Source organism: Nucisporomicrobium flavum, from assembly GCF_016464385.1.
GTDB lineage: Bacteria > Actinomycetota > Actinomycetes > Mycobacteriales > Micromonosporaceae > Actinoplanes > Actinoplanes flavus_A.
Genome location: NZ_JADMLH010000006.1, coordinates 365,784 through 387,845 on the forward strand (window position 1 = coordinate 365,784; position 22,062 = coordinate 387,845).

Below are 22,062 nucleotides of genomic sequence, written 5' to 3' on the forward strand. Positions count from 1 at the left end.
GGTCTTCTCACGGCTTGCGGGACCCGGCGTCCCCGTCCGCCGGCGGGATGTTCTGGTTGAGCCGGAACACGTTGCCGGGGTCGTAGTGCCGCTTCAGCACGCGCAGCCGCTGCCAGGCCACCGGGTGGTACGCCTCGCGCACCCGCTCCGGGCCCTCGTCGCCCAGCTCGTTGACGTACGCGCCCGAGCAGTGCGGCCGCAGCCCCGCCCACACCCGGTCTGCCCAGGCCACGTGGGCGGCTGCCTCTTCCGGGCGCTGCCAGACCGCGTCCACCGAGCAGCTGACGGCGGCTCCCCGGTGCCCGACCGCGGTGTCGAGCTCCCCTGCCCGGGCGACCGCGCCGCCCAGCGGGCTGATCATCACGATGGAGCCAGGCCCGGGGACGACGCAGCCGGGTGCGGTCAGCGCGTCGACGGCGGCGTCGGTCAGCGCGGGCAGGTAGCCGGAGCGGCCGTGTACGAAGGAACCGAACCGGCCCGCCATGTCGTACAGCCGCTGCAGGGAGGTGTAACGCATCGGAGTCAGCCGGCGCAGCAACGGCTCGCCGAGCTCGCGCAACGCGCGCAGATCGCGGTCGGCCCGGTCCGCCGTGCCGAGGTGGCACACGGCCAGCGCGACCGCGGGCCGGCCGCGCAGCTGCGGCGGGACGAACGGCGCGGGCGGCAGGCGCAGCAGGTTGCACTGGGCCGAGAGGTCGTCGGGGGCCCCGGCGAGAAAGCCGCGGTACCAGCGCAGCACCCGCGCCGCCTGCTCCGCCGCGTAGAAGACCGCGCCACCGAAGACGACCGGTCCCACCGGATGCAGCCGGAACTCCAGCGAGGTCACGACGCCGAAGTTGCCGCCGCCGCCGCGCAACGCCCAGAAGAGGCCGGGCTCAGAGTTCTCGTCCGCCCGTACTCCGGTGCCGTCCGCCGTCACCACCTCGGCCGCGCGCACATTGTCCGCGGCCAGGCCGTACCGGCGCATGAGCCAGCCGAAGCCGCCGCCCAGGGTCAGCCCGGCCACACCGGTCGTCGAGATCCGGCCGCCGGTGGTGGCGAGCCCGGCCTCCTGCGTCCGCGTGTCGAGCTCACCCCAGAGCACGCCCGGCTGCACGACGGCGAGCCGACGGGCCGGGTCCACGCGGATGTCGCGCAGCCCCGACAGGTCGACGGTGACTCCGCCGTCGCTCACCGCCCGGCCGGTGACGTTGTGCCCCGTGCTGCGCACCGACAGCTCCAGCTCGTGGCGGACCGCGTACCGGACCGCCGTCGCGACGTCCGCCGCGTCCGCGCAGCGCACCACCACCAGGGGCCGGCGGCCCGCGGCGCCGGCGTTCCAGACCCGGCAGGCCTCGTCGTAGCCCTCGTCGCCGGCGCGCAGCACCGCACCGTGCACGGCGCCGGCGAGGTCCCGGACGGCCGCGGTGGCGAGCTCCACCTCAGTACGTCTCGGCGAGGACCCGTCGCAGCACCTCGCCGCTGGGCAGGCGCAGCGACTCCGGCGACGGCTCGTACAGGAAGAAGACGTGCCCGGACGGGTCGACGAAGCGGGCCGTGGCCCCGATGCCGGAGCGCACCACGCCCTCGGGGAAGTCGACGCCCTTCTCCCGCAGGTTCTTGACGGTCACCTCGATGTCGGGCGCGTGCAGCACGACCGCCTTGCCGCCCATCTCGACGGGATTGACGGTACGCGGCGGGCACGGGTGATCGATGATCTCCTCCTCCTCGCGGACGGTCTCCAGCGAATGGGTGGTGAGGATGATCCCGCCGGTGTCGTACTTGACCACGCCCTCCTCGTCCGCCGTGGACGCCCGGCTGCACGGCCCGCCCTCGAGGTCGCGAATCCCGAGGGTCTGCGAGTAGAGCGCGAACGCCTCGTCGGCGTCCCGGACGAACAGGAAGAGGTAGATCAGTGGCTTGCCGTCGAGGGTGAAGCCGTCGTCGGCCGCGACCGTGCCCTCCACGCGACGGCGGGACAGCGCGCGTACGGCCTCGATCCGGTCACCACTCGGCCAGGTCAGGGACTCCTCGGAGGTCTCGTACAGGGTGAACCAGTGCCCGTCCGGGTCGTAGAAGTCGGTGATGGCTCCGATCTCGTACCGGTGCGTCTCGGTGAAGGTCACGCCGCGCGCCTCCAGGGCGGCCCGGGCCCGGTCGACGTCGTCCACCAGGAAGACGATGTCGGTGGAGTGGTCGTGCTCGCCGGGCAGGGTGACGCCGAAGTCCGACGCCCGGTTCAGCGCGAGGATCACCTCTCCGGTGTCGTACTTGACGGACTGGGCGTCCTCCTCCAGGACCCGCAGGCCCAGGGTCCGCTCGAAGAAGTCGCGCGAGACGTCCATGTCGCGCACGTAGAGGAACAGGTAGACGACGCGGGGATCGGTGAGCACGGTCGGACTTCCCTTCTCGGACGGTGCACGGATCAGCGGTGCGCGGCGGCGCCCCCGCTCATGAGGTCGAGCACCTTGGCGGCGCTGCCCCAGGTGAGGCTCTCCGCCGACGGCTGATAGAGGCAGAACGTGTGCCCGTCCGGGTCACGGAACCGGGCGGTGCCGCCGATGTCGCTGAATCCCGACGGCGAGCTGAACCGCAGCCCGCGCGCCCGCAGCGCCCACTCGGCGGCACCCACGTCGGCGGCGTAGAAGACACCGAGGAAGGCGTTGTAGCGGATCGGGCGCCCGTCGGGCGCGTGTTCGCTGCGGTACGTCACGAGGTCCAGCGAGCCCGTGCGATAGCGGCAGCCCTGCTCGTCCTCCGCCACGAGGGTCAGGCCCAGCACGTCGCGGTAGAAGATGAGCGAGGCGGCCGGGTCGGTCACCGCGAACCGCAGCTCGCAGATGTCGGCACGCAGCGCGGGGTCGGCGGGACGCTCGCCGGCGAACACGTAGTGGTGCCCGTCGGCGTCGGTGAACGCGGCGCCCCGGCGGTCCACGACGGCGCGGTCGGCGACCCGGACGACGATGGTGACGCCGTCCGCGGCCTCGCCCCGGAACTTGCGCTCGGCGAAGAGGTTGACGGCCAGCAGGGTGCCGCCCGCGTCGTACTTGACCAGGCCGTGGTGCTCATGCGGCGGGTGGAACTGGTTCTCCACCACGGCGAGGCCGAACTCGTCCTCGTACAGGCGGCGGTGCCGCGGGAGCGACGACACGTCGACGAACACGAACATCAGCGGCGAGCCGGCGAGGCCGTCCTGCTCGGTGATCATCGGGAACCTCCGAAGCGCGCGGGATCGAGGGGGGCGAGCAGCGGGTCCGGCCGCCCGGTCGTCATCGTGACGGCGAGCGCGCGGGCCGTGCCGAGGGCCGGCGGCAGCCCGTGGCCGCCGAAGCCCGCGATGACCCACTGCCGCGCGCCGCCCGGCAGCGCCCCGGCGAGCGGCCGGCCGTCGGCGGTCTGGTCCATGATCCCGGCCCATCGGCCCGTGACCGTGTGGGGCGGGAAGCCGGGGAACGTGGCGGCGAGGAACGCCGACAACGCGCGCTGGATCGCCGGGTTCAGCTGCTCGGCACGGGTGCCCGTCTCGGCGCCGGGGTCGGCCGACCGGCACCCGCCGAGCACGACGGCCCCGTCGTCGGTCTGTCGCCAGTAGACACTGCCGAAGTCGACGGCCATCGCGGGCGCGCCCATCGGCGGCAGCGCCCCGGTCGCGAGGACCTGCCCCCGCATCGGAGTGATCACCTCTCCGAGGCCCGGGTGGAAGGTGCCGGTCTCCGCCGCGCACGCGAAGACCACGTGCGATGCCTCGACCGGTCCGCGCGCGGTGTGCACCCGCCAGCCCCGCCGGCGCCCCGGCACCACGTCACGCACCGGGGTACGGGTGGCCACGCACGCCCCCCGACGGTGCGCCGCGGCAGCGAGCCCGTGGACCAGCCGGACGGGGTGCACCACGTGGCCGTCGGACGCCCAGCGGCCGCCCGCGTACCGGGGTGCGATCGGCATGCCGGCCTTCTTCTCGCACTCCGGCCGGTCCAGGGCCCGCAGCGGCGGCGCGTCCGGCGAGCGGCGGGCCACCTCGGCCCGGACCTCGGCGAGGACGGCCGTCGAGGAGGAGAGCGCCAGGTGCCCCGTACGCCGGAACCCCGCGTCGATCCCCTCCTCGGCCAGCACCGACCTCAGGAGCCCCGGGTGCTCGAGCGGGCGCGGCGCCGGCAGGAACACCCCGGCGTTGCGGCCGCTCGCGCCCCGGGCCAGCGGGCCGCGTTCGGCCAGCAGCACCGCCCAGCCCGAGCGGGCCAGCCAGTAGGCCGTCGCGACGCCCGCCAGCCCGCCGCCGACCACGACCGCGTCCACCTCGGCCGGCAGCACGGCCGGCGCGGGGAACGGGTCGGGGCCGGCGGTCGCGAGCCACGCGGTCGTCCGATCCACCGGTCACATGACCCCGTCGGTGGCGCCGGCCACGACGGGCGCGACCTCGTTGCCGTCCATCCGGGTGCGCCACTCCTCCATCACCTCGAAGATGTCCGCCGGCGGGGTGTTCAGCACGTCGGCGAAGATCTCGTCGTCCTTGGTCACCACGATGTCGAACGCCGTGAGCTCGCCCGGGGTGAGCGTGCCGACGCGCTCGCCCGTCGACTCGAGGACGAGGGCGACCGGGCCGGTGGGCGAGTGGAAGTGGGTGCCGACCGGCGGGTAGTGGTTGACCGTCGCCGGGCCGAAGATGAGCGGCCGGTCCGGGTCGGTGAGCACCGGGCCGAGGGCCGTGTGGATCTTCCAGGACACCCGCCAGATGGCCGTGCCGGGGAAGTCGGAGCCGTCGGCGCTGTTGGCCTTGACGATGCCGTCGTTCGGGCGGCTGAAGTTCTGCTCGACCCGGATCGGGCCGAGGGCGGCCTGGATGATCTCGCCGCCGTGCATCAGGATCTTCAGGTACATCTCGTTGCGGCCGTCGCCGTCGAGGTCCATCCGCGGGCTGCGGTGCATGAGCACGATGCCGTTCTTCACGCTCATCTGGTAGTTCTCGACGATGCCGTCGATGGTCAGCAAGCAGGAGCAGACGCCCTTGAGCAGCTCGACGCCGCCGATCGACGGGAAGTTGTGGTTGAAGCCGCGGACCGCCTGGGTGAAGGTCTCCTTGCCGCCCTCGGTCACCGACAGTGAGTTGATGCGCCCGGCGAGCGCGATGTAGTCGGGATCGGACTGGGCGCTCACCCGGTCCTGCACGGACCGCCAGCGGAACACCTCGACGACCTTGATGTTCTCGTGGCCGTTGCGGGCGCCGCGGAGGACCTCGATCGGGTAATCGCCGGCGTACCCGTGCTCGCGCAGCAGCGACCATTTGGCGCGCACGTTCTCCACCAGCTCGTCGACCGACGCGGGGTTCGCCTCGTAGGTCTCCATCTGCACGAGCGACTCATTGCGATAGACATTGACCGACATATTGTTTTCCCCTCCTGGCCACCGCATTTCTCGCGGCCACGCGAAATGGCTCGTCAACAATTCTGCCGTCGGGTCGCGGCCGGGCCTTCTCGTGATTTGCTCACCTGAGTGCCGATTCGCCCGCGCCGGCGCGGGCGACCGGGTCGGGCTGCAGCAGGAAGAACGGGTGGCCGAACGGGTCCTCGAAACGCGCGAACAGGCCCGCGTCGCGCTCGGTCACGCCGGCGATGCCGACGCCGGTGGCCCGCAGCGCCGCGACCGTGGCCTCGACGTCGCCGACCTCGAACACGGGCGCGATCCCCTGCCCGTGCGCCGGCGTGAAGACCCGCGGCGAGTACGGCCGGCCCAGATCGTCGAACACCATGGTGCGCTCGTGCATGTGGTGGGTGGACAGCAGCACCCCGCCGCCGTCGTACTTGCCGATGCCCTCGATCTCGGCGTCGCAGTCCTGGTTGCAGCAGTGCACCCGCTCGAGCAGGGCGAGCCCGAGCGCGTCACGGTAGAAGCCGAGCGCCGCCATCTGGTCGTTCTCGAACATGAACAGGTAGATCAGCGGGTTGCCGGACAGGCCGGTGACCTCCGGCGGCCCCTGCGCCGGAGCGGACGCCGGTCCGATGACCCGGTCGGTGCCCCGGCCGCGGCGGCGCCACACCTCGCGGATCTTCGGCGCGCTCGGCCAGGTCAGCGACTCCGCCGACGGCTGGTAGAGCATCAGCCGGTGCCCGTTGGGGTCGTAGAAGTCGGTCACCAGCCCGACCTCGTAGCTGCGCCGCCGCTCGAAGGTCACGCCCCGGGATTCCAGCGCGGCCCGCGTCGCCTCGAGGTCCTCGGTCAGGAACACCACGTCCGAGGAGTCGTCGCGGCGGCCGAAGAGCTGTACGCCGTGCCGCCCGGCCGGTTCGAGCCAGATCTCGAGCAGCCCGGCGTCCAGCCGTACCCGCTCCGGCGTGGTCTCGAGCACGGGAAGGCCGAGCCGCCGGTGGTAGTAGTCGGCGGACTCGGCCACGTCGTGTGCGTACATGATGAGCGAGGTGATCCGGGCGCCGGTGAGCATCGCAGCAGACCTCCGGGAGGCGGGTGGGGCGTACCCCCGCCATGCTCGCCGCGACCCGCGGCGCCTTCCTTCTCGTCCGTTGCTCTCTTGCCGCGGCGTCAGAAAGCCGTGGGGTGGCTCGGCTCGTAGATCGCCAGGTCGCCGCCGCCGGGCAGCTTGATCGACGACAGCCGCCCCCACCTCTGCTCGCTGACCGCGCCGAACTCGACGCCCTTCTCCCCGAGCTCGGCCATCGTCGCGTCCAGGTCGTCGCAGAGCAGGTAGAGCTCGTGCCCACCGGGGGCGTCGCTGGGGTGAACGGCGAGCTCGGTGGGCGGCAGCGCGTACACCAGCCAGCCGCCGCCGGCGTCGACCGAGCGCAGCTGCAGCACGTCGGTGAGGAACTTGCGGGTCTCGTCCGCCTTGTCGCTGTAGACGATCGCGTGGGCACCGGTGATCATGGCTTCTCCTATTGGGACGATCTTCACGAATCGCGTGCGTAGCAGGGCCGACGATAGCCCTCGTCACCCGGCTCGCGTACCGACGGGCTCGATGCCCAGCTTGCCGAGCAGATCGCCGAAGTTGTCCGCCGCGTAGTGCTCGACGATCCGCCCGTCGCCGAAGGTCACCAGGTCGGTGCCGGCGTGCTCGATCGCCCGGCCGGTCGGCGGGTGCCGCAGCAGCGGGCCGAGGTGGGTGCCGGTCATGGTCCACCGGAACGCCACGGTCTCGCCCTCCGCGACCATCCTGTCGACGGTGTAGCGCAGGTCCGGGAACGCCTTCCGGAGCGCCGTGATCTTCCGCTTGAGGTCGGTGCTCGTCTTCGGGGTGCCCGGCCCGCTCCCGCCGGCCGGTCCGTCGGCGCTCAGCAGCTCGTCGACGACCGTGAGATCACCGGTGTTGAAGGCCTCCGTCATCCGGCGGACCAGCTCCTTGTTGCGCTCCGCGGGCATCGCGCGCTCCTTTCCGGCCGTACGGCTCGCTCGCAGCCGATCCAAGTGCGTGGCCGGGCCGGCGCCTACTCCCACCTTGCGAAAAGCTCGCGAGAAACGCGCCTCGCGGAAACAGCAAGGCACGAGCAGCCGCGCCGGGGCGGCGGGCACAAGGCTGGGTGGACGCTGACCGTACGAGCTCAAGGAGCAGTGATGGAGGAGTCCCCCGGAGCGGCGCTGAGCCGCATCCTGCTGGGTAACCGCGTCCAGCAGGCGGTGCACGTGGCGGCGAAGTTCCGCATCGCCGACCTCGTCGCCGACGGCCCGCGGACCGCGCCGGACCTCGCCGCCGCGGCCGGACTGCACGCCGTGGCCCTGTACCGGCTGCTGCGGGTGCTGGCGGGGTACGGCATCTTCGCCGAGGACGAGCAGGGGCGCTTCGGCCTCACCCCGATCGCGAACCTGCTGCGTACGGGCACCCGCGAGTCCAAGCACGCCTTCGCCATGTGGTCCGGCCCACCGAGCTACCAGCTGTTCGGCTCCCTCGACCACAGCGTGCGTACGGGCGAGCCCGCCTTCGACGAACTGTTCGGCTGCGAGTTCTACGAGTACCTGGCCCGCAACCCGGAGCACGGCGCGATCTTCGACGAGTTCATGGCACGCCAGAGCGCCCCGATGGGTCCGGTGCTCGCCGCCCGGGACCTGCCGGCCGGCGCCACGGTCGTGGACGTGGGCGGCGGCCGGGGCGAGCTGATCGCCGCGGTGCTCGCCGCGCACCCGGACGCCCGGGGCGTGCTGTACGACACCGGGCGGGCCCTGGAGCGGGCGCCGGAGGTGCTGGCCCGGGCCGGGGTCGCCGACCGGTGCGACATCGTGGCCGGTGACCACCTGGAGTCCGTACCTGCCGGCGGGGACGTCTATCTGCTGAAGAGCATCGTGCACGGGTTCGGCGACGCGGAGGCGGCCGCGGTGCTGGCCAACTGCCGCAAGGCGATGGCCCCCGACGGCCGGGTGTGGATCGTCGAGTTCGTCCTGCCGCCCGGCAACACCCCCTCCCCCGGCAAGCTGATGGACCTGCTCATGCTCGTGGGCAGCCACGGCGGCCGGGAGCGCGGCGAGGCGGAGTTCCGCGAGCTCTGCGCCGACGCCGGGCTGGAGCTGACCGGCGTCGACGTGACCCGGTACGGCTACGGCGTCGTGGCGGCGCGGGCCGCGGGCTGAGCGACCCGGGCCGCGCGGACGCTCAGCCGCTCGAGGAGCCGCAGCTGCTCGTCGATCGGCGGCTGGAGGGGGTTGGTGAAGAGGACCTCGTCCACACCCATCCCGGCGGCCCGGGGCAGGTCCTCCGCGATCTGCTCCGGTGACCCGCCGAGGAAGGGCCGCCGCTCGTCCCAGGTCTCCGCTGTCATCGGCGTGTTGGCCCGGACGGCGACGGTGAGGGAGCCGGGATCGCGCCCGGCCGCCGCCGCCGCGGCCCGGAACCGCCCGATCGACGAGGCCAGCGCCTCCGGCGAGACCAGCATCGGGTTGAAGCCGTCGCCGATCCGGCCCGCGCGCTCCACGGCCGCCGGCGCGAAGCCGCCCACCAGCACCGGCACGCCGCCGGGCCGGCACGGCTTGGGGTTCACCGCCGACGGCGGGATCCGGTAGAAGTCGCCCTCGAAGCTGACCGGGTCGGGTGCCCAGGCCGCGCGCAGCGCCGCCACGAACTCCTCGAACCCGCGCCCGCGGCGCCTCGGCGGCACGCCCGCCGCCGTGAACTCCTGCCGGATCCAGCCCTGCCCGAGCCCCGCGACGGCCCGCCCGCCGCTGAACCGGTCGAGCGTGGCGAGGCGCCGGGCGAGGGTCACGGGTACGTGGAACAGGGCGGTCAGCACGCTCGTGCCGAGACGGACCGTCCGCGTCTGCGCCGCCACATACGCGAGCGTCTCCAACGGCTCGTACGTCGTGCGGTTGTGCTCGGGCAGCGGACGCGGCGGGCCACCCGGCTGCGGCACGTCGCCGAGCGGGCACAGCAGCCGCTCGTACGTCCACACCGACGCGTACCCGAGGGCCTCCGCCTCGCGGGCGACCCGGACGATCGCGTCGGGACCGGCGTGCGGGCCGGAGGTGGGCAGCGTGACACCGAGGTCCATGGCTCGATCGTGGCAGTCACCGCGCCGCGCACCTTCTCGCCTGTTGCGCTGAATCCCGCTACGGTCGGGCGTGTGACGAAGGACGAGTTGCTGGCGCACTGCCTGGCGAAACCCGGGGCGTGGGTGGACCAGCCGTGGGAGGGCGACACGGTGGTCAAGGTGGGCCCGAAGATCTTCGCATTCCTCGGCTCGGGCGGCGGCCCGGAGACCCACGGCAGCGTGGGCGTCAAGTGCGGGCCCAACCGGGACAGCGCGGACGAGTGGCTGAAGCGCTACCCGGAGGACGCCTCGGTGATGGCCTACATCGGCCGGTCGGGCTGGAACGATCTGCGTTTCGGCGAGGCGATCCCGGACGACGAGGTGCTCGAGGCGGTCGACGAGTCGTACCGTCTGATCGTCTCGAAACTGCCCAAGAAGGACCGGCCCGCGTAGCCCGCAACCAGGGAGAAGACCGCGGGCACCGTTCGCTCCTAGGGTTCCGGGCGGGTCGCCGCACGCGGCGGCGGCAGATGGGAGCCCGCCGTGCTCAGCGACTACCCGCACGTCTTCAGCCCGCTGCGGATCGGCCCGATGGAGGTCGCCAACCGCATCTTCATGCCGCCGCACGGGATCCCGCTGGTCGCGCCCGGGCCGCACGGCACCCGGGTGCCGTCGGAGGACTTCGCCCACTACTACGCCGCGCGCGCCGAGGCGGGCGTGGCCCTCTTCGGCCACAGCCTGTCCGTGCTGCCGCTGCTCGGCGGGCTGCCCTGCCCTGCGTACCCGGAGTCGGTGCCGTCGTTCGCCACGGTCGCCGACATGGTCCACGACCACGGCTCGCGCATCTTCGGCCAGCTGCACTACTCGACGCTGACGTCGGGGCCCTGGGAACCGTTGACGCCCCGCACGCCGGTGCTGGGCGCCTCCAGCTACCAGCGCTACGAGCGCTTCGACACGTGCCACGAACTGACGACCGCCGAGATCGCGGAGATCATTCACATGTACGCCCGCGGCGCCGCGAACCTGAACCGGGCGGGCTACGACGGGATCGAGATCCACGCCTCGCACGGGGTGCTCATGGAGCACTTCCTGTCGCCGTACTTCAACCACCGCACGGACGGGTACGGTGCCACCCCTGCCGGGCGGATGCGGCTGCTCATCGAGACGCTCGAGGCCGTACGGGAAGCCGCCGGCGCGCACGTGGCGCTGGGCGTACGGATGATCTGCGACGAGCGGATGCCCGGCGGGCTGACCCCGGACGACGTCCGCGAGATCCTCGCCGAGCTGGCCGGGCGGCACCTGATCGACTACGCCGACATGGACATCGCCGTCGAGCCGCAGCAGGCCACGCTGATGACGACGCCGTCGATGATCGCGCCGCTGCACCTGCGGGACCTCGTCGCGGCGGTCCGCAAGGACCTGCCGCCGGAGGTCGCGGTGATCAGCTCGCTGGGCCGGGTCACCTCGATCGCCGATGCGGAACGGATGCTGGCCGAGGGCGTGGCTGACATGGTCGGTGCGGCGAGGGGCCTCATCGCCGAGCCCGAGCTGATCCGGCACGCGCGCGAGGGCCGCGAGGAGGACAGCCGGACGTGCGTGGCCGTCAACTACTGCATCGCCGGCGTACAGAGCTCCGGCTCCTTCGGCTGTGCGATCAACCCGGCGAGCGGGCGGGAGCGGCGCTGGGGCACCGCGTCGTTCACGCCGGCCCCGCGTACGGGAAAGGTCGTCGTGGCCGGCGCCGGACCGGCCGGGCTGGAGGCGGCCCGGGTGGCACGCCTGCGCGGTCACGAGGTCGTCGTGCTGGAACGCGCCGAACGGCCCGGGGGGCAGCTCGGTCTGTGGGCGGCCCTGCCCGGCCGGGAGGTGCACGCGCGGACCGTCTCCTGGTACGAGCGCGAGCTGGCCCGCCTCGGCGTCGAGCTCCGCACCGGGACGGCAGCTGACCGCGCGACCGTCCTGGCCGAACGCCCGGACGCCGTCGTCGTCGCCACCGGCGCCCGGTACGCCCGCACCGGCGAGAGCGGCTTCCTGCCGGCCGCCGTGCCCGGCCACGACCGGGACCTCGTGATCACGCCGGAGGATGTGCTCGGCGGCCGGATCTCGCCCACCGGCACCGTCGTCGTGCTGGACGACGAGGGCCTGCAGACCGGCGTCGGGGTGGCGGAGGTCCTGGCCGGCCGCGGCGCGCAGGTGCACCTCGTGACGCGGCACCCGCAGCTGGTCCCGGCCCTGATCTTCGACGGCCACCTGCCGTTGATCCTGCAGCGGCTGGCGCAGCTCGGCGTACGCCTGCGGACCCGGAAGCATCTGCGCCGCATCGACCCCGGCACAGTCACCCTCTACGACGTCTTCACCGACGAGGAGGAGACCCTGCCGGGCGTCTCGGCCGTGGTGATGGCCACGATGCGCAAGCCGCGGGCCGGCCTCGCCGGCCTGCTGGCGGGCGCGGCCGGGCAGGTATTCCTGGTGGGGGACGCCCTGGCGCCGCGCGGGCTGGCCGAGGCGACGTTCGAGGGGCAGCAGTTCGCCCGGCTGATCGGCGAGGCGGACGCCCCGCGGACCACGATGGAGCAGCTGCTGCGCCCGATCGCCGCCGAGGCGTTCGCCCGTCCCGCGGCGGCGTTGCGGACCGCCCCGGATCCGGGCTGAGCAGGTCAGAAACGCAACGGGAGGGCGGCCAGCCCGCGCAGGTGCAGGCCGCTCGGCTTCCACTGCAGCTCGTCGCGCGGTACGGCGAGGCGCAGGTCCGGCATCCGGCGCAGCAGGGTGCTCAGCGCGATCTCCGCCTCCAGCCGCGCCAGCGGCGCCCCGAGGCACGCGTGCACGCCCCGGCCGAACGCCACGTGGTGGGTGTCCTCGCGGGTGATGTCGAGCCGGTCCGGGGCGTCGAATACCGCGGGGTCCCGGTCGGCCGCGGCCAGCGACACGAGCACGACCTCGCCGCGGCGGATCTGCACCCCGCCCACCTCGACATCCTCCAGCGCGATCCGGCGGCGCAGCTCGATCGGGCCGTCGTAGCGCAGGAACTCCTCCACTGCCCATCGCATCGCGTCCCGGTCGGTCCGCAGGCGAGCGAGCTGGCCGGGGTGCTCCAGCAGGGCCAGGACGCTGTTGCCCAGCAGGTGGGTGGTGGTCTCGTGGCCGGCGAAGGTCAGCCCGAACGTCATCGAGACGAGCTCGGTCTCGGACAGCGAGTCGGCCCGGTCCGGCGCGACGAGGGCGGAGAGCAGGTCGTCGCCGGGCGCCCGCCGCCGCGCCTCGAGCAGGCCGCGCACGTAGTCGAGGTACGGGACGAGCTCGCCCGTGAGCGCCTCCGCGCTGGCCGGGCTGCGGTCGAACCGGGCCAGCGCCCGGGACCAGCGCCGCAGATCCTCCCGGTCCTGCTCGGGGATGCCGAGCAGGTTCATGATGACCGTGACCGGCAGCGGGAAGGCGTAGTCGGCGATGAGGTCCATCGACCGGTCCCCGGTCGCGTCGGCCCGCTCGTGCACGGCGTCGAGCAGGCGGTCGGCGAGGTCCTGGACGAAGCCGCGCATCCCCTCGACGAGCCGGGGCGTGAACGCCTTCTGCACCAGCGCCCGGAGCCGGGTGTGGTCCGGCGGGTCGTTGCTGGACATGAACGAGTCGAACAGCGCCATCACGCCGCGTGCGCCCGGGGAGACGACGGGCGCGCCGGCGCCCTGCGACACCATGGCCCGGGTCGAGAAACGGGTGTCGTCGCGCAGGACGGCCAGCACATCCGCGTGGCGGGTCAGCAGCCAGACCTCGCCGCGGTCCGGAATGGTCACCCGGCACGCCGGCGCCTCCTCCCGCAACCGCCGATAGGTCGCGTGCGGATCCGCGTTGAAGCCGGGATCGAAGAGGTCGACCTTCGCCGTCGTCGTCATCCGAGCGACGGTAGGGCCGGCCGTGCCGTACCGGCTACTCCCAGATTGCGGCTCGCTTTCGCAAGCCGGGAGAAAGCCCGCCGCCGGTCGCGTGGCTAGTCTTCGGACACCGTGGTGTTTCCAGTTCCCATCGGGAGAAGCGATGCCAGACGAGCCGGAACCGCAGGAGATTTCCCAACCAGTACACACCGCAGAAGAGGCCCGTAACCTCGAGGTCACCCGGGCCATGGTCAATGCCTATTCGACCGGGGACAGAAGTGTCGTCGCCCAGTTCGTGGATCCGGAACTGCGCAGCAATTCTCCGCGTCCGGCGGGGACCCAGCGCCTGGAGAACGAGATCGACCTCCAGAAGAGCTCGTTCGGCGACATCACGTTCCGCGAGGAGGTGACGATCGCCGACGGCGACAAGGTGTTCCTGGCGTGGGTGGCCACCGGGACGGACACCGGCGGGATCTTCGGCAAACCGCCCACCGGGTTGCAGTTCGAACTGCACGGCGGCGAGGTCATCCGGTTCCGCAACGGCCTCATCCTGGAGCACTGGGACCACTGGCTCAAGCCACGGCTGGAGTCCCTGATCCTGATCGACGCCCTCGACGACGACGCGATCGCCAGCCTGCGCTCCGGCGGAATGCTCTGACCACCCACTCCTGAGGAGGAAGCACAATGCCCGGTCCGGCACGCGAGACCAACCGGGAGGTGGCCCGGCAACTCGTCGCCTCCTGGAACGAACACGGCGAGACCCACCTGCCGGAGAGCCTGCTCGACGAGCGGGCGGTGCGGTTCTTCCCGCACCCGCTGGGGCTGGCGGCGCGCGGCGGCCGGCCCTCGCCGTCGGAGATCGCCCTGCCCCGCGAGGCGTTCCCCGACCAGCGGTACACCGAGGAGGTGGTGATCGCGGACGACAAGTACGCGTTCATCGGCTGGCGGATGGAGGGCAGCCATCGCGGCCGGCTGTACGGCCGTCGCGCGGGCCGGGGCGACCGCGTGCACGTCAACGGCGCGGACCTCATCCGGCTCGCCGACGGCAAGATCGTCGAGCACTGGGACTACTACTCCAAGGCGCGTGTGCACGCCCTCGCCCGTACCGGCCAGCTCGACCGCGAGATGCAGCGTCAGCTGATCCGTGACGGGCTGATGGGCCGCAACCGGCGTACCGGCCGGCGCCGGCTGGACTGACGACGCCGCCGGACATCCCGGCACGGACGGCCGGCGGGTTCCTCATCGGATCCCCACCGGCCGTCCGCCGTCTCAGAAGGTCACCGGCAGCGCGGACAGTCCCCGCAGGAAGATGCCGCCCGGGCGGTACGTCAGCTCCGCCGGGTCGACGGCGAGCGCCAGGTCCGGCATGCGGCGCAGCAGCGTCTCGAATGCCACCTGTCCCTCGACGCGGGCCAGCGGCGCGCCGACGCAGACGTGGATGCCCTTGCCGAACGTCAGGTGGTGGGACCCGGCGCGGGTCACGTCGAGCGTGTCACCACCGGGGATCGCCCGCGGATCCCGGTTGGCGCTGGCGATCGAGACCAGCACCACGTCGCCGCGTCTGATCGTGACGCCGGCCAGCTCGACGTCCGCCAGCGCCACGCGGGCCCGCGGCACCTCCACCGACGGGTCGAACCGCAGCAGTTCCTCGACGGCGCCGCGCAGCAGCCCCGGATCGCGGCGCAGCAGCTCCGGCTGGCCGGGGTGGGTCAGCAGGGCCAGCGTGCCGTTGCCGATGAGATGCAGCGTCGTCTCGTGCCCGGCGAAGATCAGCACGTAGACCATCGCGAGCAGGTCGTCCTCGGAGAGGCGGTCGCCGTCCTCCTCGACGTGCACCAGGGCGCTGATCAGGTCGTCGGCCGGGTCCCGCCGCTTCTGCGCGGTCAGCTCGCGCAGATAGTCGATGAACATGTCGACCTCGGGCGCGATCCGCTCGGCGAGCTCCAGGCTGCCGTCGAAGGCGGCCAGCGCGGTCGACCAGCGCCGGATGTCGGCCCGCCGCTCCTCGGGCACGCCGAGCAGGTCCATGATGATGGTGACCGGGATGGGGAACGCGTAGTCGGCGATCACGTCCATCGTGCGCTCGCCGGTCGCCGCGGCACGCTCCTCGACCGCGTCGAGCAGCCGGTCGGCCAGCCGCTGGACGTTCGGCCGCAGCCCTTCGACGAGGCGCGCGGTGAACGCCTTCTGCACGAGCTTGCGCAGCCGGGTGTGCTCCGGCGGGTCCTTGCCCAACATGATCTCGTTGAACAGCATGTAGACCCCGCGGACGTGCGGCGGCAGCTCCGGGCCCTCGTCGATCTGGCCCAGGAACGACCGGGTGCTGAACCGGTCGCGGTCCATGAGCACCGCCGACACGTCGGCGTAGCGGGTCAGCAGCCACGCCTCGCGCCCGTCGGGCAGCACGACCCGGGCCGCGGGCTCGTCCTCGCGCAGGCGCGCGTACCGGCTGTACGGGTCGGCCTTGAAGGCGGGATCGAGGATGTCGAAGGTTCTGAGTCCGGTCATGTGCCGCTCCCTTCAGCGCGGGCCGCCCGACGCGCGGCCGGACCCGCCGATGGGCCGAACCTACCGGCGTGACCTGCGCTTTCTTTCCTGCCGCTTGCGGTTTCAGCCGGGTCCGCCGGCGGCGGCGATCAGGGCGAGCGTGCCGGTGATGCGCCGGGGCTCGTACAGCTCCTTCGCGTGCCACAGCGCGGCCCCGCCGAGGGTCTCGGGCAGCCGCGCGCCGGCCGCGGCGCCGGAGATCTGCCACGCGTACGCCGTTTCCTCGCGCGTGCCTTCCCAGCGGCCCCAGGAGCCGTCGGATCGCCGGGTGTCGCGGGTCCAGCCGGCCGCGCGGGCGACGGCAGCCCGCGCCCGCGGATCCCGGCATCGGCGCAACGCGACCACCGCGCTCGCCGTGGCGTAGTACGGCGACGCGTGCCACTTGTCGTCCCAGTGCCCGTCGGGGTGCTGCACCTCGAGCAGGTAGGTCGCGGCCACCGCGATCCCCCGGCGGACGAAGGCGTCGCGGCTGCGGGCCCCGCACAGCGCCTCGAGGACGTGCGCGTTGGTCGAGGACGACACGCTCCGCTCGCCCGGGAACGTGGCGAAGTGTGTCGGCTGCTCGTACGGCGCCAGCAGCCGTACGTCCGCCGGCCGGCCCAGCGCCTGCAGGGCCAGCAGCACGATGGCCGTGTCGTCGCTGTCCGGCGCCAGCGCGGGCCCGGCACCACACCCGCCCTCACCGAGCCCGGCCGCGAGCCAGGGCGCGAGTTCGGCGCCCACCGCCGCCGGCAGCGTCAGCCCGGCCCGGTCCGCCACACCGACCAGATGCGCCGCCTCGAAGACGGTCACCGGCGCGACCGTGGGCCAGGCGCCGCCCAGCCGCCGGCCCTCGGCCGTCAGGTAGCCGACCGCGTCCGCGGACGGCCGGGCGCTCCACGCCGCTGCCGCCGCGGTGGCCGCCGGGGAGCAGGCCAGCGATCCGTCCGCGAACGGCCGCACGGCGAACGCGGCCGGCAGCCCGTCGAGGACCTCCAGGGAGTAGTGGGCCGCCACGGGCAGGCGAGCGCCGGAGGTGGCCGCGGCGCGTTGCCGGTGCAGCGCTCGCAGTCCGTCGCGGTGCAGGCTCAACGCCACGCGTACGCCCGGCAGCGCCGCGTCATCCGGGGCGAGAGCCCGTTCCAGCGACTCCAGCAGGGCGGGGACGGTGAACTCCACCGCGATCAGGTCGGGCAGCGCCGCAGGGGCGAGCGCGTACGGGTCGGCGGTCAGGTAGGTCAGCGCCGAGCGGGTCGCCGTGGCTGCGCGCGTACCCATCGGCTCCGGCGATTGTGCCGTGAGCAGGGCGCACAGCATGGTGGCGGCGGCGAGCGTCGGAACGGCCCGATAGCCGCGGGGCGTTTCCGGCGGTCCCCAGCCTCCGTCCGGCTGCTGCGCCTCGAGCAGGGACACGAGACCGGCGTACGCGAGATCCTCGGGCAGCAGCCGGGGCTCCCGCAGCCGGAACCGGAGCACCTGGGCCGTGTCGTACCAGGACGGTCCCAGATCGCTGGTCGGCGCGCGCCGGATGGCGAGCAGCCGGCGGCCGACCTCGCCGGCGACGTCCGAGAGCAGCGCGGTCATGGCGCGACCTCGGCGACGGGGCGGTACCGCGGGGTGCGGGGCATCCAGCGCGCGCTGGCCACGAACCAGCCCTCGTAGTGGCTCAGGTACCGCTCCAGATCCGCGGCAGCACCGGGCAGGTCGACGCCGACGAGCACGGTGGCCGGCAGGCTCTCCCGCACCGACCGGAACGTCTCGACCTCGCCCCGGGCCACGGTCGCCACCCAGGCCGCCGCCCGGTGCCGCGCCCAGCCGAACTCCCGCTCGGCGACGACGACGAGGTTCATGGTGGCTCCCCGCTCGGTCTCCAGCGAGCACAGGTCGTTGACCCAGCAGGAGTAGTCCCCGGCGGCGGCGCCGGCGAGCTGCACGGCCGGGTGGGTCCGCAGCACCGGGTCGAGCCGCAGGTCGCAGAGGAGGAAGGAGAGCTCCCGCGACGGCGGCACGGCAGCGGTGAGCGGGCGCATCCGCAGGTACTCCGCCAGCGTCGGCACCGCGCCGCGCCGGCGCAGCTCGACCTCCCAGAGCGTGGCGCGCAGGTAGCGCAGGATCTCGTGGTGGAAGGCGGTGGTGTCCCAGCCGGGCCGCCACGCCGCGATCGCGTCACCGAGCAGGCCGAGCATCCGCACCGCCGGGTCGTCGCCGGGACCGGTACGCGCCCCGGCCAGCACCGAGGCCACCCGCCGGTGCACGCCGCCCAGCCGGGGCACCTCGTGCCGGGGCAGCCGGTCGGCCCAGGCCTCGTCGAAGAGCCAGAAGAACGCGAACCAGAGCGCCGCGATGCGCAACGCCTCGCGGGACGCCTCCGGGTACGCCAGTCCGGCCAGCCGTCCTATGCCGATGGTGCCCAGCTCCGGTCCCGCACCGGTCTGCTCGAGGCTGCGCACCAGGAACCGCTCGGCGTCGTCGGCGTACGGGCTCGCCCGTACGGTGAACGGGCAGTACACCTCGGGCATGGCCTTCACCACCGCACCGCGAGCGCCGTCACGTCCGGGGCGATGACCCCGGTACGCACCGGCAGCTCGCTCTCGGGCACGGCGAGCGCGAGCCCGGGCAGCCGCCGCGTCAGGGCCGCCACCGCCACCTGCACCTCCATCCGGGCCAGCGCCGCGCCGAGGCAGAAGTTGCTGCCCCGGCCGAACGTCGTGTGGTCGGCGGCGCCGCGCCCGGTGACGATGCGCTCCGGATCCGGGTAGTGCTCCTCGTCGCTGTTGGCCGATTCCAGGCTCGCGACGGCCACCGCGCCCTCGGGCACCGTGCCCCCGGAGAGCTCCACGTCGCAGCGGGCGAGCCGGGGCAGCGCGGCGGAGGCGGGCGTGGTGAGCCGCAGCAGCTCCTCCACCACCGGCACGGTCAGCTCGTCGTCGTCGCGTACGGCGGCGTACATCTCGGGCTGGCGCAGCAGGATCGGGACGGCTTTGCTCAGCACCACCGAGACGGAGTGCATCGCGGGCAGGCAGGCCCGCATGGCGAGCGTGGCCAGCCGTTCCGGGTGCACGGCGCCGCGGCGGGCGTCGGCCGCGACCAGCGCGCCGAGCAGGTCGTCGGTGGCGGCCCGGCGGCGCTGCTCGAGGGCGGTCCGGAAGTACTGGAACACCGTTGCGGACGCCGCCCGTGACTCCGGGCCGGGCGAGTCGACGGTCACCAGCGGAGCCAGGTCACGCAGCAGCGGCCGGTCGGCGGCGGGGATGCCGGCCAGCTCGCCGATCACGGTCATCGGCAGCACCGCGGTGTACGCGGCGACGAGGTCGGCCGGCGGTCCCGTGGCGACGAGGCGGTCCAGCAGCTCGTCCGCGATCCGGGCGGTCCGCGGGCGCAACCGTTCCACCGCCCGCGCCGTGAACCACCGGTTCACCAGCTCGTACGGCATCGAGTGACCGTCCTCGGTGGACGCGGGGGCGGCGGGTGGCGCGTACGCGACAAGCTCACCGGGCGCCGTCCGGGACAACGCGGCCCGGCTGAACCGCGCGTCCTCGAGCACCACGCGGACGTCGGCGTACCGGGTGACCAGGTACGCGCCGACCCCGTTGGCCAAGGTGACGGGGGCGACCGGGCGCTCGGCGCGCAGCCGCCGGTAGATCGGATCGGGGCGCAGCACGTCGGTACGCGCGAAGGGAAACCCGAGCCGGCCGGCGGGCAGCGCGACGTCACTGGTCATCGATCCGCACCTCCCCCGCGGCCGATCGTTCCAGCGCACCCGTCCGGGCGCTTCTCGCCCGTTGCTCAGGCACGGCGACAACCGCAAGGAGGAACAAGCTGCGCCGCACGCGGGCGGCCTAGCGTCGGTCTGACCGCCGACGCCGGGAGGGGTCATGACGCTGACACGCCGTCCCACCATCCGCGCGCCCCGCGCCTGGCCGCTGCTGGGTCACGCCTGGCCGCTGCTGCGCGACCCGCTGCGCTTCGTGCAGAGCCTTCCCGCGTACGGCGACGTCGTCTGGATCCGCCTCGGGCCCGCCCGTGCGGCGCTCGTCTGCGACCCCCAGCTGACCAGTGCGGTGCTGCTGGACGACCGTACGTTCGACAAGGGTGGGCTGCTCGTGGAGCGCGGGCGGGAAGTGGTGGGCAACGGCGTCGGCACGTGCCCGCACGACGAGCACCAGCGTCAGCGCCGGCTGGCCCGCCCGGCCTTCCACCCCGCACGGCTCCCGCACTACGCCGAGGGGATGCGCCGGCAGATCGCCACGGTCCTGGGCCGGTGGCGCGACGGCCGGGAGATCGACGTGCTGGACGAGATGCTGACGCTGACCGGTGGCACCGTCGTGGAGGCCATGTTCGCCGCGACCAGCCTGCCGCCGCGGACGCTCGCCACAGCGCTGGACGACTTCGCCACCGTGCTCGCCGGGATCTACCGCCGGATGTTCCTGCCCGCCCCGCTCGACCGGGTGCCGTTGCCCGGCAACCTGCGCTACCGGGCCGCCCGCAACCGGCTCCGACGCACGGTCGGTGACCTCGTCGCCGACTACCGGCGTACCGGTACGGACCGCGGCGACATCCTCAGCGTGCTGGTCGGATCGGACGGCCCCGGGTTCACCGACGACGAGATCCACGACCAGGTGGTGACGCTGTTCCTCGCCGGTACGGAGAGCGCGGCGAGCGTCCTGGCCTGGGCGCTGCACGTCCTGGGCGAACGCCCCGACCTGGAGGACCGGCTGCACCGCGAGGTCGACGCGCTGAGCGGGGACCTGCCCGGCCCCGGGGACCTGCCGTCGCTCGACCTGACCGGCCGCATCGTCACCGAGACGCTGCGCGTGTACCCGCCCGGCTGGCTGTTCACCCGGCGTACGACCGCCGCCACCCGGCTGGGCGAGCACGACATCCCCGCGGGGACGACCGTGGCGTTCAGCCCGTACCTGATGCACCACCGCGCCGACCTGTTCGACGACCCGGAACGCTTCGACCCCGACCGGTGGGACGGTACGAGCGCCGGCCCGCCCGCGCGCGGCGTCTTCATCCCGTTCGGCGCCGGTGCGCGCAAGTGCCTGGGCGACACCTTCGCCATGACCGAGGCGACGCTGGCGCTCGCGGCGATCACCCGGCGGTGGCGGCTGCGCCCCGTACCGGGCCGTCCGGTGCGCCGTACGGTCGACACCACGTTGCGCCCCCGCGGGCTGCGCATGCGTCTCGAGGCGCGGTGACGCTCGCGCCGGCCCGGGTCCCGGGCGTCGCGGCGGAGTGGCTCGCCGCGATCGAGGACGGGCTCGCCGAGCGGGTGGCCGGCGTGCCCGAGCCGCTCACCGGGCCCTGCCGCCGGATCGTCACCGCACCGGCCAAGCGGCTGCGGCCCACCCTCGTGCTGTCGGCGGCCGCCTGCGCGGGCGGCGCGCTCACCCCGGCCACCCTCGGCTCGGCGGTCGCCGTGGAGCTGCTGCACTGCAGTTCGCTGGTGCACGACGACCTGATCGACGCCGCCGCGGTCCGCCGCGGGGTGCCCACGGTGAACGCCGCCGAGGGACCGGCGATGGCGATCGTCGCGGGCGACGCGCTCATCGCGCTGGCCGGTGAGGTGGCCGCCGGCGTGGACGCCCGGACCGCGGCCGCGATCTCGTCCACCCTGGGCGACCTGTGCCGCGGCGAGGCACGCGAGCTGGCCGGCCGGTACCGCGCCGGGCTGAGCCTCGCCGAGGCGATCGGCACCGCCGAGGCGAAGACCGGCGCCCTGCTGCGCGCCGCCTGCCGGCTGGGCGCCGAGTCAGCCGGCGCCGACCCCCGGCTGGCGTCCGCCCTCGACGCCTTCGGGCTGGCCTTCGGCACCTGCCTGCAGCTGGTCGACGACGTGCTCGACGTGGTGAGCACCGACGACCTGCTCGGCAAGCCCACCGGCGCCGACTTCGCCGCCGGGATCGTCACGCCCCCGGCCGTGCACGCCCTCGCGGCGAGCCCCGAGCTGCGCACCCTGCTGCGTCCGGGGCTCGACGACCACGAGCGGCGCCGGGCGCGCGCCCTGCTCTGCGAGCACGGCGTGGGCGCGACAGTCACCCTCGCCTGGAACCTGGCCCGGCACGCGGAGCGCACGCTCGTCGCGGCCGCCGGCTTCGGCGATCACCTCACGGTCCGTGCGCTGGCCGCGCTGCCCGGCCGGTACGTACGCCGCCAGCTCACCCGCGTCCCGCCGCACCGCCGGCACCTGGTCGATAGCTAATACGTATGATGTGTGGGCGAGGTGG

At 73.7% G+C, this 22,062-nt stretch carries 21 protein-coding genes; 7 read left to right on the forward strand and 14 right to left on the reverse strand.

Annotation, left to right across the window (positions count from 1 at the left end; genetic code table 11):
- Positions 1–7: 7 nt before the first annotated feature.
- From IT780_RS17670 to IT780_RS17705, 8 genes are all read right to left on the reverse strand, one after another.
- Positions 8–1,420, reverse strand: coding sequence for an FAD-binding oxidoreductase (locus IT780_RS17670; RefSeq protein WP_199512657.1), 1,413 nt, complete (start codon positions 1,418–1,420; stop codon positions 8–10).
- Between the two features lies 1 nt (position 1,421).
- The gene (locus IT780_RS17675) at positions 1,422–2,372 is read right to left on the reverse strand and encodes a VOC family protein (RefSeq protein WP_199512658.1); all 951 of its coding nucleotides are present in this window, start codon (positions 2,370–2,372) and stop codon (positions 1,422–1,424) included.
- Positions 2,373–2,404: 32 nt separating this feature from the next.
- Positions 2,405–3,187 (reverse strand): VOC family protein, encoded by a 783-nt coding sequence (locus IT780_RS17680; protein WP_199512659.1) that lies wholly within the window; start codon positions 3,185–3,187, stop codon positions 2,405–2,407.
- The gene (locus IT780_RS17685; protein WP_199512660.1) at positions 3,184–4,347 is read right to left on the reverse strand and encodes an NAD(P)/FAD-dependent oxidoreductase; all 1,164 of its coding nucleotides are present in this window, start codon (positions 4,345–4,347) and stop codon (positions 3,184–3,186) included. Before IT780_RS17685 ends, IT780_RS17680 begins: the two co-directional genes overlap by 4 nt.
- A gap of 3 nt (positions 4,348–4,350) precedes the next feature.
- Positions 4,351–5,325, reverse strand: coding sequence for a hypothetical protein (locus tag IT780_RS17690; RefSeq protein WP_199512661.1), 975 nt, complete (start codon positions 5,323–5,325; stop codon positions 4,351–4,353).
- A gap of 133 nt (positions 5,326–5,458) precedes the next feature.
- A complete protein-coding gene (locus IT780_RS17695; RefSeq protein WP_199512662.1) occupies positions 5,459–6,412 on the reverse strand; it encodes a VOC family protein in 954 nt (317 codons plus the stop codon).
- A 98-nt stretch (positions 6,413–6,510) separates the two neighbouring features.
- Positions 6,511–6,852, reverse strand: coding sequence for a VOC family protein (locus IT780_RS17700; RefSeq protein WP_199512663.1), 342 nt, complete (start codon positions 6,850–6,852; stop codon positions 6,511–6,513).
- 63 nt (positions 6,853–6,915) lie between these two features.
- Positions 6,916–7,344 carry an ester cyclase gene (locus IT780_RS17705; RefSeq protein WP_199512664.1) on the reverse strand — a complete coding sequence of 143 codons (429 nt, stop codon included), beginning with the start codon at positions 7,342–7,344 and terminating at the stop codon, positions 6,916–6,918.
- A gap of 192 nt (positions 7,345–7,536) precedes the next feature.
- Here IT780_RS17705 and IT780_RS17710 point away from each other — a divergent pair, with 192 nt between their 5' ends.
- On the forward strand, positions 7,537–8,544 hold the full coding sequence (locus IT780_RS17710) for a methyltransferase (protein WP_199512665.1): 1,008 nt from the start codon (positions 7,537–7,539) through the stop codon (positions 8,542–8,544).
- Here IT780_RS17710 and IT780_RS17715 read toward each other — a convergent pair.
- The gene (locus IT780_RS17715; RefSeq protein ID WP_199512666.1) at positions 8,511–9,458 is read right to left on the reverse strand and encodes a TIGR03619 family F420-dependent LLM class oxidoreductase; all 948 of its coding nucleotides are present in this window, start codon (positions 9,456–9,458) and stop codon (positions 8,511–8,513) included. The two genes, IT780_RS17710 and IT780_RS17715, sit on opposite strands and share 34 nt — an antisense overlap.
- A gap of 72 nt (positions 9,459–9,530) precedes the next feature.
- Between IT780_RS17715 and IT780_RS17720 the strand changes: the two genes are divergently transcribed.
- Entirely contained in the window at positions 9,531–9,890 is a 360-nt protein-coding gene (locus IT780_RS17720) for an MmcQ/YjbR family DNA-binding protein (RefSeq protein ID WP_199512667.1), read from the forward strand.
- 90 nt (positions 9,891–9,980) lie between these two features.
- A complete protein-coding gene (locus tag IT780_RS17725) occupies positions 9,981–12,089 on the forward strand; it encodes an oxidoreductase (protein WP_199512668.1) in 2,109 nt (702 codons plus the stop codon).
- 5 nt (positions 12,090–12,094) lie between these two features.
- On the opposite strand, the gene IT780_RS17730 is transcribed toward IT780_RS17725, so the two are convergent.
- Positions 12,095–13,327 (reverse strand): cytochrome P450 family protein, encoded by a 1,233-nt coding sequence (locus IT780_RS17730; protein ID WP_199512669.1) that lies wholly within the window; start codon positions 13,325–13,327, stop codon positions 12,095–12,097.
- 142 nt (positions 13,328–13,469) lie between these two features.
- Here IT780_RS17730 and IT780_RS17735 point away from each other — a divergent pair, with 142 nt between their 5' ends.
- Together IT780_RS17735 and IT780_RS17740 are read left to right on the forward strand one after the other, a co-directional pair.
- Positions 13,470–13,964 carry an ester cyclase gene (locus IT780_RS17735; RefSeq protein WP_199512670.1) on the forward strand — a complete coding sequence of 165 codons (495 nt, stop codon included), beginning with the start codon at positions 13,470–13,472 and terminating at the stop codon, positions 13,962–13,964.
- A gap of 26 nt (positions 13,965–13,990) precedes the next feature.
- Positions 13,991–14,503, forward strand: coding sequence for an ester cyclase (locus IT780_RS17740; protein WP_199512671.1), 513 nt, complete (start codon positions 13,991–13,993; stop codon positions 14,501–14,503).
- A 72-nt stretch (positions 14,504–14,575) separates the two neighbouring features.
- On the opposite strand, the gene IT780_RS17745 is transcribed toward IT780_RS17740, so the two are convergent.
- The 4 genes from IT780_RS17745 to IT780_RS17760 form a co-directional block, all read right to left on the reverse strand.
- The gene (locus IT780_RS17745) at positions 14,576–15,814 is read right to left on the reverse strand and encodes a cytochrome P450 family protein (RefSeq protein ID WP_199512672.1); all 1,239 of its coding nucleotides are present in this window, start codon (positions 15,812–15,814) and stop codon (positions 14,576–14,578) included.
- A 102-nt stretch (positions 15,815–15,916) separates the two neighbouring features.
- Entirely contained in the window at positions 15,917–17,416 is a 1,500-nt protein-coding gene (locus tag IT780_RS17750) for a hypothetical protein (protein WP_199512673.1), read from the reverse strand.
- Positions 17,413–18,351: a terpene synthase family protein gene (locus IT780_RS17755; RefSeq protein WP_199512674.1), complete on the reverse strand. Its 939-nt coding sequence runs from the start codon at positions 18,349–18,351 to the stop codon at positions 17,413–17,415. Before IT780_RS17755 ends, IT780_RS17750 begins: the two co-directional genes overlap by 4 nt.
- A 5-nt stretch (positions 18,352–18,356) precedes the next feature.
- Positions 18,357–19,553 (reverse strand): cytochrome P450, encoded by a 1,197-nt coding sequence (locus tag IT780_RS17760; protein ID WP_199512675.1) that lies wholly within the window; start codon positions 19,551–19,553, stop codon positions 18,357–18,359.
- Positions 19,554–19,707: 154 nt separating this feature from the next.
- Between IT780_RS17760 and IT780_RS17765 the strand changes: the two genes are divergently transcribed.
- On the forward strand, positions 19,708–21,033 hold the full coding sequence (locus IT780_RS17765; protein ID WP_233412984.1) for a cytochrome P450: 1,326 nt from the start codon (positions 19,708–19,710) through the stop codon (positions 21,031–21,033).
- Positions 21,030–22,037, forward strand: coding sequence for a polyprenyl synthetase family protein (locus IT780_RS17770; RefSeq protein WP_199512676.1), 1,008 nt, complete (start codon positions 21,030–21,032; stop codon positions 22,035–22,037). The genes IT780_RS17765 and IT780_RS17770 overlap by 4 nt, the downstream gene beginning before the upstream one ends.
- The last annotated feature ends 25 nt before the right edge of the window (positions 22,038–22,062 follow it).

Coding starts and splice junctions, on each gene's coding strand:
- IT780_RS17680 (WP_199512659.1), bottom strand. CDS start 3,187: ATGATCACCGAGCAGGACGGCCTCGCCGGCTCGCCGCTGATGTTCGTG.
- IT780_RS17695 (WP_199512662.1), bottom strand. CDS start 6,412: ATGCTCACCGGCGCCCGGATCACCTCGCTCATCATGTACGCACACGAC.
- IT780_RS17700 (WP_199512663.1), bottom strand. CDS start 6,852: ATGATCACCGGTGCCCACGCGATCGTCTACAGCGACAAGGCGGACGAG.
- IT780_RS17705 (WP_199512664.1), bottom strand. CDS start 7,344: ATGCCCGCGGAGCGCAACAAGGAGCTGGTCCGCCGGATGACGGAGGCC.
- IT780_RS17710 (WP_199512665.1), top strand. CDS start 7,537: ATGGAGGAGTCCCCCGGAGCGGCGCTGAGCCGCATCCTGCTGGGTAAC.
- IT780_RS17715 (WP_199512666.1), bottom strand. CDS start 9,458: ATGGACCTCGGTGTCACGCTGCCCACCTCCGGCCCGCACGCCGGTCCC.
- IT780_RS17730 (WP_199512669.1), bottom strand. CDS start 13,327: ATGACGACGACGGCGAAGGTCGACCTCTTCGATCCCGGCTTCAACGCG.
- IT780_RS17735 (WP_199512670.1), top strand. CDS start 13,470: ATGCCAGACGAGCCGGAACCGCAGGAGATTTCCCAACCAGTACACACC.
- IT780_RS17740 (WP_199512671.1), top strand. CDS start 13,991: ATGCCCGGTCCGGCACGCGAGACCAACCGGGAGGTGGCCCGGCAACTC.
- IT780_RS17745 (WP_199512672.1), bottom strand. CDS start 15,814: ATGACCGGACTCAGAACCTTCGACATCCTCGATCCCGCCTTCAAGGCC.
- IT780_RS17750 (WP_199512673.1), bottom strand. CDS start 17,416: ATGACCGCGCTGCTCTCGGACGTCGCCGGCGAGGTCGGCCGCCGGCTG.
- IT780_RS17755 (WP_199512674.1), bottom strand. CDS start 18,351: ATGCCCGAGGTGTACTGCCCGTTCACCGTACGGGCGAGCCCGTACGCC.
- IT780_RS17760 (WP_199512675.1), bottom strand. CDS start 19,553: ATGACCAGTGACGTCGCGCTGCCCGCCGGCCGGCTCGGGTTTCCCTTC.
- IT780_RS17765 (WP_233412984.1), top strand. CDS start 19,708: ATGACGCTGACACGCCGTCCCACCATCCGCGCGCCCCGCGCCTGGCCG.